Genomic DNA, 17203 nt, shown 5'->3' with positions numbered 1-17203 from the left:
GCGCCCGCGAACCAAAGGGGCAGCAGTCCAAAAGTGTCGGAAGTCATTCTCTTTACGGGCAACGCGTTCAGCGTCGCGGACGGCAAAGGCCGGTTCGTGCTGCCCCTGGAGATGCGCCGGCAGGTCAAGCTCTCCAGCGGCAATGAAACCAAGCTGTTTCTCTCGGTCCATGGCGGCAACCCCTGCGCCACGGGTTTTGGAGAATCGCACCGCCGCTATCTGTTCGAGGAGGTCGAGGAACTGGCCCGCGAAGCGCGCGCTGCTGGCCGCGACTATAATGCCGACCTGGAACTGGAACGTCGCCTCGGAACCATCGAGGAGGTGAATTTCGACGAGGGCGGCCGTTTCGCCATGCATCCCGATATCAAGGATGAATATGGCATAACCGATGCCGTCTTCTTCTACGGCGTGGGTCGCTACATCCAGATCTGGAGGCCCGAAACGCTGGTCGACTCTAAGGATCGGCCCGAACTGATCCGCAACAAGGTCCGCCGCTGGCTGGACCAGCGCGACTCGGGAGGGGGTAAGTGAGCGCCTCTTCCGATCATGATCGCCACATTCCGGTGCTCATCGACGAAGTGCTCGACGCCCTCGCCATCAACCCCGGCGAGGTCCATGTCGACGGCACGTTCGGTGCGGGCGGCTATAGCAGCGCGATGGCGGCCAAGGGCGCGAAGGTCTTTGCCTTCGACCGCGATCCCGATGCGATCCGGGAAGGGCAGGCGCTGGCCGACGCCAATGGCATCATTCTGATCGCGGGCGAATTTTCGCGAATGGAAGCCTTGCTGGCGGAGCGTGGCGTGACCTCGGTTGCGGGTGTGACGCTGGACATCGGCGTGTCCTCGATGCAGCTCGACCGGCCGGAGCGGGGCTTTTCCTTCCAGTCGGACGGCCCGCTCGACATGACGATGAGCCAGAGCGGAATGAATGCCGCCGATTTCCTCAACACTGCCGCCGAGCAGGAAATCGCCGACGTCCTCTACCTCTATGGCGAGGAGCCGCGCTCGCGCCGGGTGGCGAAGGCCATCGTCGAGGCGCGTCCGCTGGAGCGTACGGCGCAGTTGGCGAGCATCGTGCGCCGGGCGTTGGGCCACAAACCGCATGACAAGAAGGACCCGGCCACCCGGACATTCCAGGCGATCCGCATCCATGTGAACCGCGAGCTGGAGGAACTGGAGCGCGGGCTGGAGGCCGCTGAGGCCATTTTGGAGGAAGGCGGCCGTCTGGCAGTCGTGACCTTCCACAGCCTTGAGGACCGCATCGTCAAGCAGTTCCTGCGCAAGCGGAGCGGCGGGGAAGGAGGCGGCTCGCGCCATCTGCCGGAAAAGAAGGCGGGCGATGCGCCCACTTTCGAAAAGCCCGCCAAGGCGGTGCGGCCCGGAGAGGCGGAACTGTCCCGCAACCCCCGGGCCCGATCCGCCACGCTACGCAGCGCCATCCGTACTTCCGCCCCAGTTTCTCCCCGGAGTGTCCGTCCATGATCGCGGTCAAGAGATTGCAGAGCCTGATCTGGATCCTGCTCGTCGCACTGGGGGCGCTGGGGGCCTATATGGTGTCGCTGAAGGTCGCGACCGAGCGCAACGAACTGATGAAGGTGCGCGTGCAGATCGCACGGGCAAAGGCCGATATCCGCTATCTGGAGACCGAGTTCAGCGCCCGCGCCAACATGCGCCAGTTGGAGCGCTGGAATCAGGACGATTTCATGTATGCGACGCCGACCGCCCAACAATATCTGGCGGGCGAGCGCGCTCTGGCGCATCTGGACGGCGTGCAGCCCAATGGTCCGGACTATGTCGCGCCGCCGGTGATGGTGGCGATGGTGCAGACGCCCGCCGACCTGCCCTCGGCCCCCCAGGCTGTCCCGGCCAGCCCGGCCGCGACGCAGATTCGCAGCGACATCGCCGTGATCCGCGAGGCCCATGCGGCGGATAATGTCGACAAGATCGCCAAGGCCGTGCCGGTCAGGACGCCCAAGGAAAAGGCGAAGGACGACGCCGATACCTCGAAGCCCAATCCTGTCGCCCGCCGCGCGGAGCGGATGGCAATGCTGGACGCCAAGTTGCTGGATGACAGCACCATGGGCGATCTGACGGCGCAGGCGAAGCGCGAGCGCCGCAAGGGGGATCGTTGAAATGGCGACGATCATCGTCCAGCCGGGAGGAGCGAGAGCGGGCAAGCAGCGCGTCGACCTGACCGCGATCGCGCATAATCGGCTGATGTTGCTGCTGATCCTGTTCATGCTGATCACCGGCGTGGTGATCCTGCGTCTGACCTGGGTCGGGATTTTTGCGGGCGGCGGGCGTGGCGGCGACGTCATGGCGGGTCTGCCCGCGCGCGCCGATATCGTCGACCGCAACGGCGTGCCTTTGGCGCGGACCATGGACGCCTATTCCATCGCCGTGCGGCCTTCCAAGCTGATCAGCGATCCTTCCGACCTTGCCCGCAAGCTGCACGAAATCTTTCCCGATGAGCCGGAAGCGGCTTTCCTCAAGAAGCTGACCGGCAAGGGCTGGGCCTATCTGCGCCGCCGCGCGCTGCCCGAGGAAGTCGCGGCGGTGAACGCGCTGGGCGAGATCGGCATCGAATTTCCGCGCGAGAAGGAAAGGCTCTACCCGCAGCGCACCCTGGCGGCGCATATTCTGGGCTTTGCGCCCAATGCCGACGGCAAGGGCGGCATGGGGGTCGAAGCCGCGTTCAACGACCGCCTGACCAATCCGGCCCTGCGCGGACAACCCTTCGCCATGTCGATCGACAGCCGGGTGCAGGGCGCGCTGGAAAGCGAGCTTTATGCGCAGTTGGTGCAGACCAGGGCCAAGGGCGCGGGCGGCGTGATCCTGGACGTGAATAGCGGCGAAGTGATCGCCATGGCCTCGATTCCCGTCTTCGATCCCAACAAGCTGCAAAATTATGCGGGCAAGACGTGCAGCGAATCGCCGCTCTGCAACCATATGGTGCAGGCGCGCTATGAGCTCGGTTCTGCCTTCAAGCCACTGTCGATCGGCGCGGCGATGGATCGGGGGGTCGTGACCTCCATGTCCAAGACCTATGATGCGACGGCGCCGCTCGCCATTGCCGGTTTCCGGATCAAGGACGACCATCCGCTCGGCCGCTGGATCAACGTGCCGGAGATATTGGTGCACAGCTCCAACATCGGCACGGCGCGCATCGCTGACCAGATGGGCGCGGAGCCTTTGCAGCATCTTTTCCGGGAGTTGCACTTCGACCAGCGCGCGCCGATCGAACTGAACGAACGCGCCGGGACGCTCTGGCCTGCCAATTGGGGGCGCATCACCACGCTCACCGTTTCCTATGGCCATGGCATCGCCGTAACGCCTTTGCATCTCGCTTCGGCTTATGCGGCGCTCGTGAATGGCGGCCTGTGGCGACCCGCTACGCTGCGCAAATTGCGGGCCGATGAGGTGCCGGAGGGACGCCGTGTCTTCTCCGCCGCGACCAGCGCGCGGATGCGGCAACTGTTGCGCATGATCGTCGCGGCGGGTACAGGACGCAGCGCCGACGCCAAGGGATACCGGGTGGGCGGCAAGACGGGTTCGGCCGAAAAACCACAAGAGGGCCGGTATAACAAGACTTCGCTGGTGACGACTTTCGCTTCTGCCTTCCCAATGGACAATCCGCGCTATGTGGTCCTCGTCACCATGGACGAGGCGACGGGCCAATATGGCCTGCGCACGGCTGCATGGACCGCAGCGCCTGTCGTGAAACGGGTGGTGGAGCGCACCGGGCCGATGCTGGGGGTGCTGCCCGACGAGCGGCGCGATGTCGATATTTCCGACCTCATGCCGTTGCTGCACGGCGACAAGGAGAAAGAATAGGATGCGCTTCGGGTCGCTTGTCGAGGGGCTGGATGCAAAGCCCGACACGCAGGCATCGCTAGATGTGCCGGTGTCGGGCTTTGCGATCGATAACCGGAAGGTTGCGCCGGGCACCGTGTTCGGGGCCTTCCAGGGCATGCGGGTGAATGGCGAGGATTATATTCCCGCCGCCGTGCAGGCCGGGGCCGTGGCGGTCGTCGCTCGGCCGGAGGTGAGGGTCGAGGGCGCGATCCATATCGCGTCCGACAATCCGCGCCGGCTCTTTGCGCAGTTGGCGGCGCGTTATTTTGCGCCCTTCCCCGATGTGACCGTTGCCGTCACCGGGACCAACGGCAAGACATCCACGGTGGAACTGGCGCGCCAGCTTTGGCGGATGCTGGGGCATCATTCGGCCTCGATCGGTACGCTGGGCGTCACCACCTCGGTCGATCAGGTGTCGACGGGGCTGACCACGCCGGACATCGTGACCTTTCTGTCCAACATGGCGGGTCTCAAGCGCGAGGGCATCACCCATGCCGCGTTCGAGGCGTCGAGCCACGGTCTGGCGCAGTATCGCACCGAAGGCCTGCCGGTGTCGGCTGCGGCCTTCACCAACCTGTCGCGCGATCATCTCGATTATCATGGCGACATGGACAGCTATTTCGAGGCCAAGATGCGGCTGTTCGACGAGGTGGTCGCTCCGCAAGGCGCGGCGGTCGTCTGGGCCGATGACGCATGGTCGGGCAAGGTACTCCAGCGGGCTACGAAGCGGGGGCTTCGTGTGCTGAGCGTCGGGGTGCAGGGGCAGGCATTGCGCCTTGCCAACCGCACCCCGACCCAGTTGGGCCAGACGTTGGAGGTCGAGGTTGAGGGCAAGTCCTACAAGGTCAACCTGCCGCTGATCGGTGCCTATCAGGCTGCCAATGCGCTGACCGCCGCCGGCCTGGTGATCGCAGGCGGCGAGGATGTCGCCAGGGTGTTGGAACTGCTCGGCCGGGTGCAACCGGTGCGCGGGCGCCTGGAACGGGCGGTGATCACCCGCGCGGGCGCTCCGGTCTATGTCGACTATGCGCATACGCCCGATGGTCTTCGTGCCGCGATCGATGCGCTGCGGCCGCATACGCGTGGGCGCCTGATCGCGCTGTTCGGCGCGGGCGGGGATCGCGATGCGGGCAAGCGCCCGCAAATGGGCAAGGTTGCCGCCGAGCTGGCCGACCATGTGATCGTGACCGACGATAATCCGCGTTCGGAAGAGCCTTCCTCCATCCGCGCGGCCGTCATGGCGGGCGCGCCGGGGGCGGAGGAAATCGGCGGGCGTCGCGCCGCCATTGCCGCCGCCATTGCGCAGGCGGGGGCGGATGATATCGTGCTGCTCGCGGGCAAGGGGCATGAGCAGGGGCAGATCATAGGCGACCGTGTGCTGCCTTTCGACGATGTGACCGTGGCGCGGGAATGTGCCGGATGAGCGCGCTTTGGACCTCTGAGGAGATCGCGCAGGCAACAGGGGGCGTCGCATCGGCGCCCTTCGCCGTTTCTGGCGTGGCGTTCGACAGCCGGGAGGTGACGGACGGCGACTTGTTCGTCGCGATGAAGGGGGAGGCGACGGACGGCCATCGCTTCGTCGACAAGGCCTTCGGCCAGGGTGCGGCGGGCGCTATCGTCAGTGAGCCGATCGCCCAGCCCCATATATTGGTGCAGGACAGCGCGCAGGCGCTGGAGGCGATGGGTCGGGCCTCGCGGGCACGGATGCAGGGCAAGGTGGTCGGTGTCACCGGCTCTGTCGGCAAGACCGGCACCAAGGAAGCGCTGTTCCTTGCGCTGGACCGGATTTGTCCCGGCGAGGTGCATCGATCGGTCAAGAGTTACAACAATCACGTCGGTGTGCCGCTCAGTCTGTCGCGCATGCCGCGTGATGCGGCCTATGGCGTGTTCGAAATGGGCATGAACCATGCTGGCGAACTGGCCGCGCTGACCCGGCAGGTCCGGCCGCATGTCGCCATCGTCACCGCCATCGCACCCGCCCATATCGAATTCTTCGGCACCGAGGAGAAGATAGCGCAGGCCAAGGCGGAGATTTTCGAAGGCCTGGAACCCGGTGGCACGGCGATCATCCCTTATGACAGCCCGCATGTCGCGACGCTCTACACCAAGGCCGAGCAGCATGCGGCGCGTATCCTGACCTTCGGCTTCGATCCGGCTGCCGATGTCCGCGCCCGCGACATGGTTCCGGCTGAGGGTGGCGGCACGCTGGTCACGGCGACGCTACCGGGCGTGGAACTGTGCTTCACCGTCGGCGCGCCGGGCGAGCATTGGGTATCCAACGCGCTGGCGGTACTGGCGGCGGTGGAGGTGCTGGGTGGCGATCTGGCGGCGGCTGGTCTTGCATTGGCGGAGATGCCGGGGCTGCCCGGCCGTGGCGAGCGGCGCATAGTGCCGGTCCAGGGCGGTGAGGCGCTGCTGATCGATGAAAGCTATAATGCCAATCCGCTGAGCATGGCGGCCACGCTCAAGCAATTGGGCCAGGAACAGGCCAAGCGCCGCGTCGCCGTGCTGGGGGGGATGCGCGAACTGGGCGACCGCAGCCGGGAATTGCATGCCGGGCTGGTCGAGCCGCTGACGGCGGGAGCAGTGGATTATGCCATCCTCGTGGGCGATGAAATGCAGCCTCTGGCGGAAACGCTGAAAGGCGTGATGGCCTTCGACCATGTGCCGGATACGGCTAAGGCGACCCATCTCTTGCAAAGTGAAATACGCGCGGGCGACGCGATATTGGTGAAAGGCTCGAACAGTATCGGCCTGTCGCGTCTGGTCGCCGCGCTACAGGAAGCGAAGAACTGATGCTCTACTGGCTTGCCCAGACCATGGATTTCGCGGGTGTGTTCAACCTCATTCGCTATTTGAGCTTTCGCGCCGGCGCCGCGATCGCGACCGCGCTGATCATCGGCCTTGTCATAGGCCCGCGTTTCATCGGCTGGCTGCGGGTGCGGCAGGGCAAGGGGCAGCCGATCCGTGACGACGGCCCCCAGACGCACCTCGCCAAGCGCGGCACGCCGACGATGGGCGGACTGATGATCCTGACTTCGGTCATGTCGTCCGTGTTGCTGTGGATGGACCTGTCATCCATCTATGTCTGGGCCTGTCTGTTCGTGACCTTGGGCTTTGGCGCGATCGGCTTCCTGGACGATTATGACAAGGTAACGAAGGCCAGTCACAAGGGGCTTTCGGGCAAGATGCGCCTTGCCTTCGAATTCCTGATCGCGGGTTTCGCGGCGTGGTTGATCGTCAACCAGCATGGCAATACCGCGCTCTACCTGCCCTTCTACAATGGGCCCGCCATCGAACTGGGGCCGTTCTACTTCCTCTTCGCTGCCTTCGTGATCGTGGCGTTCGGCAACGCGGTGAACCTGACCGATGGGCTGGACGGCCTCGCCACCATGCCGGTCATCATCGCCTGCATGGCGTTCATGGCGATCGTCTATCTGGTCGGGCGTGCGGACTTCGCCCATTATCTGGGCATTCCGCATGTACCGGGGGCAGGCAATCTCACCATCCTGTGCGGCGCGATCATCGGCGCGGGCCTCGCGTTCCTCTGGTTCAACGCGCCGCCCGCCGCCGTGTTCATGGGCGATACCGGAAGCCTCGCATTGGGCGGCACCATCGGCGTGATCGCCGTCACTGCGCATCATGAGATCGTGCTGGGCGTGATCGGCGGGCTGTTCGTGGTCGAGGCCATGTCGGTCATCATCCAGGTCTTCTTCTACAAGCGCACCGGTAAGCGCGTATTCAAGATGGCGCCGATCCATCATCATTTCGAGCAACTGGGTTGGGCTGAGCCGACCGTGGTGATCCGTTTCTGGATCATTTCCTTCGTGCTGGCGCTGGCCGGTCTTGCCACGCTGAAGCTGCGGTGAGCGCCATGGGGATCGTTTCGGACGTCTTTGCGGGCAAGAAATATGCGGTGCTGGGGCTGGCGCGGTCGGGGCTGGCGACGGTCGATTGCCTTGCGGCGAGCGGCGCTGAGGTTGTCGCCTGGGATGGCCGCGAAGAAGCCCGCGCCGTCGTCGCGGGCAAGGCGGAACTGGCCGATCCGGCAGAAATCGACCTGCGTGGCTTCGACGGTGTGGTCGTGTCGCCCGGTGTGCCGCTCAACAAGCATCCGATTGCCATGCATGCGAAGCTGGCGGGCGTGCCGGTCATCGGCGACATAGAGCTGTTCGCGCTCGCGCGGCCGGCGCTGCCCCAGCATCGGGTGGTCGGCATCACCGGCACCAACGGCAAGTCGACCACCACCGCGCTGGTCCATCATATCATCGAGACGGCGGGTATTCCGACCCGGATGGGCGGTAATATCGGCTTGCCGATCCTTGGGCAGGACCCGCTGCCTGAAGGCGGCATCTATGTGCTGGAACTGTCCAGCTATCAGATCGACCTGACCCAGAGCCTCGATTGCGACGTGGCGGTGCTGCTCAACATCACGCCGGACCATCTCGACCGCTATAATGGCTTTGAAGGCTATGTCGCGTCCAAGGCGCGGTTGTTCGCGATGCAGTCGGCGGATCATGTCGCGGTGATCGCGACGGAGGATGATCCAAGCCGCTCCATCGCCGCACACCCCGGCGCGCGGCGGGTGGAGGTGAAGGCCGCCGACATCGATCCTGCCGCACAGGCGGGCTGGCCAGCGCTGCAAGGGCCGCATAATGCCCAGAATGCGGCCGTCGCCATCGCCGTTGCCCGCGCCCTTGGCATCGACGAGGCGGTGATCGAGAGCGCGTTGCAAAGCTATGCCAGCCTGCCGCACCGGATGCAGCGGGTGCGGGAATTGCACGGCGTCCTCTATGTCAACGACAGCAAGGCGACCAACGCTGCCTCGACCGCGCCGGCGCTTGCCGCCTATCCGCCGGTCGATGGCCGCAAGCGGCTGCACTGGATCGTCGGCGGCCTTGCCAAGACGGACAATCTGGACGAGTGCGTGCCCTGGTTCGGCAATGTCGCACAGGCCTATACCATCGGTGAAGCGGGGCCTATGTTCGCTGAACTGTTGCGTCCCTCTATGGCGGTGGATGACTCAGAGATGCTATCGGCCGCCGTTCGCCGCGCGGCGCGGGTGGCCCAGCCGGGGGACGTGGTGCTGTTGTCGCCCGCCTGTGCGAGTTTCGATCAGTTCCGTGACTTCGAGGCGAGGGGTGATGCCTTCGCCGCCGCCGTCGCTGCACTGGAATAGAGGGGCAAGCTGCATGTTCAGGGCTGGTGAACTGGTCAAGGAGTTCAGGAACCGCACCGTCCCGCGTGAGCGCACGGCGCTGGCCATCTGGTTCTGGGAAATCGACCGCGTGTTGCTGTCGCTGATCGTCGCGCTGATGGCGATCGGGTTGGTCGCCGTCGCGGCAGCCTCGCCGGTCGCGGCGATCGACCGTTCCACCAGCACGGTTTCGGTAACGCCGCTCATCTATTTCTACCGCCAACTCATGTGGGTGTTCATCGGTCTGCCGATCATGCTGGTGATCTCCATGCTGCCGCGGACCCAGGCGCGTCGGCTGGCGGTCGGGCTCTGCATCTTTTTTGCGATCGCGCTGTTGCTGGTGCCGGTGCTGGGATCGGTGGTGAACGGGGCGAAGCGCTGGATCGACCTGCCGGGCTTCCGCTTCCAGCCCTCCGAGTTCCTGAAGCCCGTCTATGTCGTCACCATGGCCTGGCTGCTTTCCCTGCGCGGCAAGGACATGACGCTGCCGGTGATCCCCTTTACCGGCGCAACCACGGCGCTGATCGCCGCGATCCTCATGAAGCAGCCGGACTTCGGCCAGACCGTGATCTTCCTCGCCTGCTGGGGTGGTCTGCTGCTGCTGTCGGGCGTGTCGATGAAGGCTATCGGCGGTCTTGCCGGCGCCGGGCTGGGTGGGTTGGTGCTGATGTACATGTTCTACGAGAATGGACGTCAGCGGATCAACGACTTCCTGGGTATCGGTGTGGCGCAGGATATGGGGCCGGACCAGACCGAACTGGCCTTCCGCACCATCACCCATGGCGGTTTCCTGGGTGTCGGGCCGGGCGGCGGGCAGGCCAAATTCCGGCTGCCCGAGGCGCATACCGACTATATTTTCTCCGTGATCGGGGAGGAGTTCGGCCTGCTTGCCTGTATCGGCATTGCTTGCGTCTATCTGGCCATCGTGGTGCGCGTGTTTCTGCGGATGCTGGATGAGGACGATAATTTCACCATCCTCGCAGCAGCAGGCCTCACCACCCAATTCGGCTTGCAGGCGATCATCAATATGGGCGTCAATGCCCAGATATTTCCTTCCAAGGGCATGACGCTGCCCTTTATCAGCTATGGCGGCTCCTCTATGCTGGCGCTTTGTATCGGCGTCGGCCTGCTGCTCGCGTTCACGCGGCGCAATCCCTTCATGGGTCGGCACACGGTCGTCAAATGGAGTGGTCGATGAGCATTTCCCGACACTTCGTCCTCGCCGCAGGCGGGACGGGTGGTCATATGATTCCAGCGCACGCCGTTGCGGAAGAGTTGATGCTGCGCGGGCACCATGTCGCGCTGGTAACGGACGAGCGCGGTGCGAAGATTCCCGGCATTTTCGATAAGGCGCCGGGAAGCCGGGCGCAGGTCCATGTCATGCCTGCCGGGCGGATGACCAAGAATCCGAAGAGTTGGCCGGGGGCGTTGCAATCGATTCTGGCCGGCCGGGCGATGGCGCGGCGCTTGAACGAGACGTTCCGTCCGACCGCCGTGGTCGGCTTTGGCGGTTATCCGGCCATGCCGGCGCTGCTTGGCGCGCTGGCCGACGGCATTCCGACCGCGATCCATGAGCAGAATGCCGTGCTGGGCCGGGTGAACCGCTATCTGGCGGGACGGGTTGATGCGATCGCGACGGCCTATCCCGACGTGCAGCGGCTCAAGGATCGCTATGCCGACAAGGTCCATCTGATCGGCAATCCGGTGCGCGACGAAGTGAAGCAGCTTCGCGAGGAGGAATTCCCCGCGCTGACCGACGAGAGCGTGTTTCGCGTGCTGGTGATCGGCGGCAGCCAGGGCGCGACCATCCTGTCGAGCGTGGTGCCCGATGGCCTCGGCATGTTGCCGCTCAGCCTGCGCCGCCGCTTGCAGGTGACGCAGCAATGCCGCGCCGAGGATATCGAGCGGGTACGCAAGCTCTATGCCGATCTTGAGATTCCGGCCGATCTGGCGACCTATTTCAACGATGTTCCGGAAAAGCTGGGCTGGTCGCATCTGGTGATTGCGCGAGCGGGGGCTTCGACGCTGGCGGAACTGACCTGCGCTGGCCGTCCGGCGATCCTGATCCCGCTGCCGAGCGCCATGGACGACCATCAGACCGCCAACGCCCGCGAGATGACCGAGGCGGGCGGAGCGCGGACGATACCGCAGGCGCGCTTCACCGCGGTCGAACTCGCCAAGCAGATGCAGAAAATGGCGCTGGAACCCGGCGCGCTTCAGAACGCTGCCAGGCGCGCCCGCGCCTGCGGCCGCCCCGACGCGGCGCGCGACATGGCCGATCTGCTGGAAAGCATCGGCTCCGCGCCGATCATGAACGATCCGCTCAAGGTCGGCCCGACGCCGACCAGCCTCAATCTCCAGGGAGTTCCCGCATGAAGGGTGTCGGCACCGACATCGGCACGATCCATTTCATCGGCATTGGCGGCATCGGCATGTCCGGCATCGCCGAAGTGATGCATAATCTGGGTTACAAGGTTCAAGGGTCCGACGTGGCGGAAGGCTATGTCGTCGAAGGGCTGCGCAAGAAGGGCATAGCGGTGATGATCGGCCACAAGGCCGAGAATCTGGGCGACGCGGCCGTGGTCGTGACCTCCACCGCGATCAAGAAGGGCAATCCGGAAGTCGATCTGGCGCTGGAAAAGCGCGTGCCCGTCATCCGCCGCGCCGAAATGCTGGCGGAACTGATGCGCCTCAAATCCACCGTCGCGGTCGCGGGCACGCATGGCAAGACCACGACCACTTCCATGGTTGCTGCGCTTCTGGACGCGGGCGGGGTCGATCCGACCGTGATCAATGGTGGTATCATCAACAGCTACGGCTCCAACGCCCGCCTCGGCAAGAGCGACTGGATGGTGGTCGAAGCCGACGAGAGCGACGGCAGCTTCCTGCGGCTGGACGGTACGCTGGCGGTCGTGACCAATATCGATCCCGAGCATCTCGACCATTATGGCAGCTTCGACAAGGTGAAGGACGCCTTTGTCGAGTTCGTCGAGAATGTGCCTTTCTACGGCGCCGCGATGCTCTGCCTCGACCATCCGGAGGTTCAGGCCATCCTGCCCCGCGTGCAGGACCGGCGTATCGTCACCTATGGTTTCTCGGCGCAAGCCGATATTCGGGGCGAGAATGTGCAACCGGTTCCCGGCGGCAACCGCTTCGACGTGCAGATCCGCGAACGTGACGGCTCCGCCCGCCGCATCGAGGGCATCGAAATGCCGATGCCGGGCCGCCACAATGTGCTGAACGCCATGGCGGCGATCGGCGTGGCGCTGCAAATGGGCATCGACGACGCGACCATCCAGACCGGCTTCGCCAAGTTCGGCGGGGTGAAGCGCCGCTTCACCAAGGTCGGGGAAATCGCCGTTGGCGGCGGCACCGCGACCGTCATCGACGACTATGGCCACCATCCGGTCGAGATCAAGGCCGTGCTTGCCGCTGCCCGCGAAGGTGCGAAAGGCCGGGTCATCGCCGTGGTCCAGCCGCACCGTTTCACGCGTCTGCGCGACCTGATGGACGAGTTCCAGCAGGCCTTCAACGATGCCGATCTCGTCTATGCGGCGCCGGTCTATCCGGCGGGCGAGCAGCCGATCGAGGGTGTGGACAGCGCCGAGCTCGTCGCCGGTCTCAAGCGTCGCGGCCATCGCCACGCTGCGACCATCGAGAGCGCGGACGATCTTGCGCGCGCGATTGCCGCCGATGTGCAGGCCGATGACATGATCATCTGCCTGGGCGCGGGCGACATCACCAAATGGGCGGCGGGGCTGGCTCCGGCGGTCGCGGCGAAAGAGGCGGTCTGATGTTTGAGTTGTTCAATGTCGGCCTCGAAATGCAGAAGCGGATGATCGACATCCAGATGCAGGGCGTCGAGGTCGCGCAGCAGATGGTCGACGCGGCCCAGCGCAATGTCGATGCCGGGCTCGCCGCCCATGATGCGGGTGAGGCTGGCATGAAGGCGATGAAGGGCTGGATGCGGCTTTGGGGGATGCGCGATTGACGCTGGCGGCGAACTCCCTCCCTCCGGTTCGCGGCTCGCTCAAGGCGGATGCGCCGCTTGGTCCCCTTGTCTGGTTCAAGGCGGGGGGCCGCGCGCAATGGCTGTTCGAGCCGAAGGATGCCGAAGACCTTTCCGATTTTCTGCGCCTGTGCGATCCGGCGATCCCGGTGATGGCGCTGGGGCTGGGGTCCAACCTGATCGTCCGCGATGGCGGCGTTCCGGGTGTAGTCGTGCGCCTTGGCAAGCCCTTCGCCAGGGTGGAGCAGGTGGACGCGACGTCGCTGCGTTGCGGGGGAGGGGCTTCGGGTATCCTCGTTTCCTCGACGGCGCGGGATGCCGGGATCGCCGGACTGGAGTTCCTGCGTTCGATCCCCGGCACGGTCGGCGGTTTCGTGCGGATGAATGGTGGCGCCTATGGACGCGAGACCTGCGATATTCTCGTGGAGTGCGAAGTGGTGCTGCGTTCGGGTGAGAGGGTAACGCTGCCGCTCGACGCGCTGGGCTACACCTATCGCCACAGCATGCTGCCCGAAGGCGCCGTGGTGGTGAGCGCGGTCTTCCGGGGCGTTCCGGGCGAACCGGCCGCGATCCAGGCGGAGATGGACCGCATCGCCGCCGCGCGCGAGGAAAGCCAGCCGCTGCGCAGCAAGACCGGAGGGTCGACCTTCAAGAATCCGGAAGGGCACAAGGCTTGGGCCCTTGTGGATCAGGCCGGATGCCGCGGCCTGCAACTGGGCGGGGCGCAGGTCTCTGAGAAGCACACCAATTTCCTCCTCAACCTCGGCGATGCGACCAGCGCGGACATTGAGGCTTTGGGCGAGGAGGTCCGCCGCCGCGTCAGGGAAAAGAGCGGCGTTGAACTGGAATGGGAAATTCAGCGTGTCGGCCTGTTTGCCGACGACGCCAATCAGGAAAATCTAGTGAGGTTGTCGAAATGAGCCGTGGTCCCTGGCATGTTGCTGTCCTGATGGGCGGCTGGTCGGCCGAGCGGCCCGTTTCGCTGTCGAGCGGCGAAGGCGTCGCCAAGGCACTGGAATCGCGCGGGCACAAGGTCACGCGGATCGACATGGACCGCGATGTCGCTGCGCGTCTTGCCGAAGCCAAGGCCGATGTCGTGTTCAACGCCCTCCATGGCGTCCCCGGCGAGGATGGCACGGTGCAGGGCATGATGGACCTTATGGGGCTCACCTACACCCATTCGGGCCTTGCCACCTCGGTCATCGCCATCGACAAGCAGCTTACCAAGCAGGCACTGGTGCCGCACGGCATCCCCATGCCCGGCGGGCATATCGTGAGCAGCGAGAGCCTGTTCGAAGCCGATCCCTTGCCGCGCCCCTATGTGGTGAAGCCGGTCAATGAGGGCAGTTCGGTCGGTGTCGCCATCGTGACACAGGACGGCAATTATGGCTCACCCATCGGCCGCGATGTCGAGGGGCCGTGGCTGCATTTCGATGAACTGCTCGCCGAACCCTATATTCGCGGCCGGGAACTGACGACGGCCGTGCTGGGCGATGAAGCGCTGCTGGTGACCGAATTGCGGCCCAAGAGCGGCTTCTATGATTTCGACGCCAAATATACCGACGGCATGACCGAGCATGTCTGTCCGGCGGAGATTCCCGAAGAGATTGGGCAGGCTTGCAAGGCGATCGCGTTGCGTGCCCATCAGTTGCTGGGCTGCAAAGGGGCCTCGCGGTCGGATTTCCGCTGGGACGACAATCAGGGGGTCGAGGGCCTGTTTCTGCTGGAGGTCAACACCCAGCCGGGCATGACGCCCTTGAGCCTTGTGCCCGAACAGGCGGCGAAGCTGGGCATTGACTATGCGGAACTGGTGGAGCGTATAGTCGAGGACGCACTGCAAGGTGCAAGGGGGGCGAAACATGGCTGAAGCACGCATCCGGCGTGGCGGAACGGCGCGGTTGACGCGCACGACCGGCGCGCGCGGTCGCAGTGGGGCAAGGGGCCGTACGGCCAAGCGGCGGAGCTGGGTGGACGGCCTGCTCGATCTGCTGCCCTTCAGCGAAGAGACGCTGCAACGTGTGGCGAGTTGGACGATCGTCGGCATCGTGCTGGCGGGCGTGGTCGGCATCGCCATGGTGATGGGCGTTCCCGCCATGGCCGGACAGAAGGCGTCGGAACTTGCCGCCAAGGCCGGTTTCGAGGTCGAAAAGGTCGAAGTGCGCGGCGTCGAGCGAATGGACGAACTGCCCATCTACAATATTGCCCTGGGTCAGGTGAGCCGCTCCATGTTGGCGCTCGATCTGCCCAAGGTACGTGGCGACATGCTGAAACTGGGCTGGGTCAAGGATGCGCGCATTTCCCGCCGCCTGCCCGACACGCTGGTGGTCGATATCGTGGAGCGCGATCCGGTGGCGGTTTGGCAGCATGACGGCCAGCTCCACCTGATCGACGTGCAGGGTGTGGTGCTGCAATCGGTGTCGGCGGGTGCGATGCCCGACCTGCCGCTGGTGGTGGGGCCGAACGCCAATCTCCAGACCGCGGGCCTCAACAAGCTTATGGAGAATGCGCCTGCGCTGAAGCCGATGCTGGCCGGCGCGACCTGGGTCGGGAACCGACGCTGGGATTTGCGCTTCCAGTCGGGCGAGACGCTGTCGCTGCCAGAGGGTGACAAGCCCTCCGCGACCGCGCTTGTCAATTTCGCGCGCATGGACGGGGTGAACCGTCTGCTCGGACGAGGCATCGTCAAATTCGACATGCGTGACCCGGACCGTTTCGTGCTGCGTCTGCCGCAAGGCCAGGCGACCGGCGCATCGGATGATAAGCCCGCTGCGAGCGCGGAAGCGCCCGCAAAGGGTGAGGAAGGTTAAGCTTCATGGCCCAGCCCAAGGTCGACAAGCTCGTCACCGCGATCGATATCGGATCGTGGAAGGTGTCGGCGCTGATCGCGGGGCGCACCGAAAATGGCGAGTTGGCGATCCTGGGCACCGGCCAGCGCGAGAGCAGGGGCGTGCGGCGCGGTTTCATCGCCGACATGGAGCGCACCGAACTCGCGGTGCGGGAAACGGTCGAGCAGGCCGAACGGGTCGCCGGCACCAATATAGAGGACGTCTGGGTCAGCTTTTCGGGCGGCAGCCTGGTCAGTGACGTCGTCACGGTCGAGCGCGACATGGGCGGCTATCGCGTCGAACAGGCGGATATCGACGATCTGCTCACCACGGGGCAGCAGGGGATCGATCCCGACGGCCGGGTGGTGCTGCATGCCCAGCCGACCTGTTTCACCATCAACGGCCGGGTGCCGGTCAAAAAGCCGCTGGGGATGCATGCCGACCTGCTGGGCGTCGACATCCATGTGGTGCTGGCCGACGGGGCTCCGCTGGCCAATCTCGACCTGTGCGTGCGGGGCGCCTATCTCAACGTCAATTCGATCGTCGCCTCGCCGATCGCAACCGGGCTCGCCTGCCTGTCGGAAGAGGAGCGGGACCTGGGCGTCGCGCTCGTCGAACTGGGTGCGGGCGTCACCAATGTCTCGCTTTATGCCGGCGGAATGCTGGTGGGCCTGCACAGCATTCCCATCGGCGCCTCGGACATTACCGACGACATCGCCTCCGCCTTCGGCATTCGCCGCAGCCAGGCGGAGCGGATCAAATGCTTTTACGGTTCCGCGATGCAGAACCGCCGCGATTTCCGCGACATGATCGAAATCGCCACGCCCCATGGCGATGTCGCCATTCCCGGGCAAAGCGCAGGGCCCAATGCCGATGGCGGCAAGATCACCCGTGCCGCGCTGGTGGCGGTGATCTGCGAACGGCTGAACCAGATCATGGTCGAGGTCAATGCGGCGCTGGCGGGCATGGGCTTCAACACGCCGACCGGACGGCAGGTCGTGCTGACCGGCGGCGGTGCGGAAATGAAGGGCATTGCGGATTATGCGCAGGGGGCCCTGGGACGTGCCGTGCGCATCGGTCGGCCGCGTGGCCTTGCCGCACTGCCCGAGGCGCACAGTGGTCCGGCCTTTGCGACACTCGCCGGTCTTGCGCTTTACGGCGCTTCGAACCCGGTTGATCTTAGAACGATAGCACCCGCTCCTCAGACGGTTCATCGTATCGGCGCGCCTGCATGGTGGCAGAGAATGGTGAAGGCGATGAAGACGAACTATTGAAATAAACGTCGATAGACGAAATTACCTGGTGAAATACGCCATCA

General features: G+C 64.9%; 16 protein-coding genes. All 16 read left to right on the top strand.

Features of this window, described 5'->3' with window-relative positions; genetic code table 11:
* Window positions 1-33 precede the first annotated feature (33 nt).
* The 16 genes from YP76_RS16790 to ftsA are packed head-to-tail and all read left to right on the top strand — an operon-like array spanning window position 34 to window position 17159.
* The gene (locus tag YP76_RS16790; RefSeq protein WP_046764739.1) at window positions 34-531 is read left to right on the top strand and encodes a division/cell wall cluster transcriptional repressor MraZ; all 498 of its coding nucleotides are present in this window, start codon (window positions 34-36) and stop codon (window positions 529-531) included.
* Window positions 528-1481 (top strand): 16S rRNA (cytosine(1402)-N(4))-methyltransferase RsmH, encoded by a 954-nt coding sequence (gene rsmH / locus YP76_RS16785; protein WP_046764738.1) that lies wholly within the window; start codon window positions 528-530, stop codon window positions 1479-1481. The genes YP76_RS16790 and rsmH overlap by 4 nt, the downstream gene beginning before the upstream one ends.
* Window positions 1478-2131, top strand: a complete 654-nt coding sequence (locus YP76_RS16780; RefSeq protein WP_046764737.1) for a colicin transporter — start codon at window positions 1478-1480, stop codon at window positions 2129-2131. The genes rsmH and YP76_RS16780 overlap by 4 nt, the downstream gene beginning before the upstream one ends.
* Window position 2132: 1 nt before the next feature.
* Complete coding sequence (locus YP76_RS16775) at window positions 2133-3833, top strand: peptidoglycan D,D-transpeptidase FtsI family protein (RefSeq protein ID WP_046764736.1); 1701 nt, start codon at window positions 2133-2135, stop codon at window positions 3831-3833.
* 1 nt (window position 3834) lies between these two features.
* Window positions 3835-5277, top strand: a complete 1443-nt coding sequence (locus tag YP76_RS16770) for a UDP-N-acetylmuramoyl-L-alanyl-D-glutamate--2,6-diaminopimelate ligase (RefSeq protein WP_046764735.1) — start codon at window positions 3835-3837, stop codon at window positions 5275-5277.
* Window positions 5274-6650, top strand: a complete 1377-nt coding sequence (locus YP76_RS16765; RefSeq protein ID WP_046764734.1) for a UDP-N-acetylmuramoyl-tripeptide--D-alanyl-D-alanine ligase — start codon at window positions 5274-5276, stop codon at window positions 6648-6650. The genes YP76_RS16770 and YP76_RS16765 overlap by 4 nt, the downstream gene beginning before the upstream one ends.
* Window positions 6650-7723, top strand: a complete 1074-nt coding sequence (mraY, locus tag YP76_RS16760) for a phospho-N-acetylmuramoyl-pentapeptide-transferase (protein ID WP_046764733.1) — start codon at window positions 6650-6652, stop codon at window positions 7721-7723. Before YP76_RS16765 ends, mraY begins: the two co-directional genes overlap by 1 nt.
* A gap of 5 nt (window positions 7724-7728) precedes the next feature.
* A complete protein-coding gene (murD, locus tag YP76_RS16755) occupies window positions 7729-9033 on the top strand; it encodes a UDP-N-acetylmuramoyl-L-alanine--D-glutamate ligase (protein ID WP_046764732.1) in 1305 nt (434 codons plus the stop codon).
* A 13-nt stretch (window positions 9034-9046) separates the two neighbouring features.
* The gene (locus tag YP76_RS16750; protein ID WP_046764731.1) at window positions 9047-10249 is read left to right on the top strand and encodes an FtsW/RodA/SpoVE family cell cycle protein; all 1203 of its coding nucleotides are present in this window, start codon (window positions 9047-9049) and stop codon (window positions 10247-10249) included.
* Window positions 10246-11427, top strand: coding sequence for an undecaprenyldiphospho-muramoylpentapeptide beta-N-acetylglucosaminyltransferase (murG, locus tag YP76_RS16745; protein WP_046764730.1), 1182 nt, complete (start codon window positions 10246-10248; stop codon window positions 11425-11427). The genes YP76_RS16750 and murG overlap by 4 nt, the downstream gene beginning before the upstream one ends.
* Window positions 11424-12845: a UDP-N-acetylmuramate--L-alanine ligase gene (gene murC / locus YP76_RS16740; protein ID WP_046764729.1), complete on the top strand. Its 1422-nt coding sequence runs from the start codon at window positions 11424-11426 to the stop codon at window positions 12843-12845. The genes murG and murC overlap by 4 nt, the downstream gene beginning before the upstream one ends.
* On the top strand, window positions 12845-13042 hold the full coding sequence (locus tag YP76_RS16735; RefSeq protein WP_046764728.1) for a hypothetical protein: 198 nt from the start codon (window positions 12845-12847) through the stop codon (window positions 13040-13042). The genes murC and YP76_RS16735 overlap by 1 nt, the downstream gene beginning before the upstream one ends.
* Window positions 13039-13980 (top strand): UDP-N-acetylmuramate dehydrogenase, encoded by a 942-nt coding sequence (gene murB, locus YP76_RS16730; protein WP_084733218.1) that lies wholly within the window; start codon window positions 13039-13041, stop codon window positions 13978-13980. Before YP76_RS16735 ends, murB begins: the two co-directional genes overlap by 4 nt.
* Complete coding sequence (locus YP76_RS16725; RefSeq protein WP_046764726.1) at window positions 13977-14927, top strand: D-alanine--D-alanine ligase; 951 nt, start codon at window positions 13977-13979, stop codon at window positions 14925-14927. Before murB ends, YP76_RS16725 begins: the two co-directional genes overlap by 4 nt.
* Entirely contained in the window at window positions 14920-15867 is a 948-nt protein-coding gene (locus YP76_RS16720; protein WP_046764725.1) for a cell division protein FtsQ/DivIB, read from the top strand. Before YP76_RS16725 ends, YP76_RS16720 begins: the two co-directional genes overlap by 8 nt.
* 5 nt (window positions 15868-15872) lie before the next feature.
* Window positions 15873-17159, top strand: a complete 1287-nt coding sequence (gene ftsA / locus YP76_RS16715; RefSeq protein WP_046764724.1) for a cell division protein FtsA — start codon at window positions 15873-15875, stop codon at window positions 17157-17159.
* The last annotated feature ends 44 nt before the right edge of the window (window positions 17160-17203 follow it).

Origin of the sequence: Sphingobium chungbukense (genome assembly GCF_001005725.1) — a bacterium.
Classification (GTDB): domain Bacteria; phylum Pseudomonadota; class Alphaproteobacteria; order Sphingomonadales; family Sphingomonadaceae; genus Sphingobium; species Sphingobium chungbukense.
This window is presented reverse-complemented; position numbering and strand designations above follow the sequence as displayed.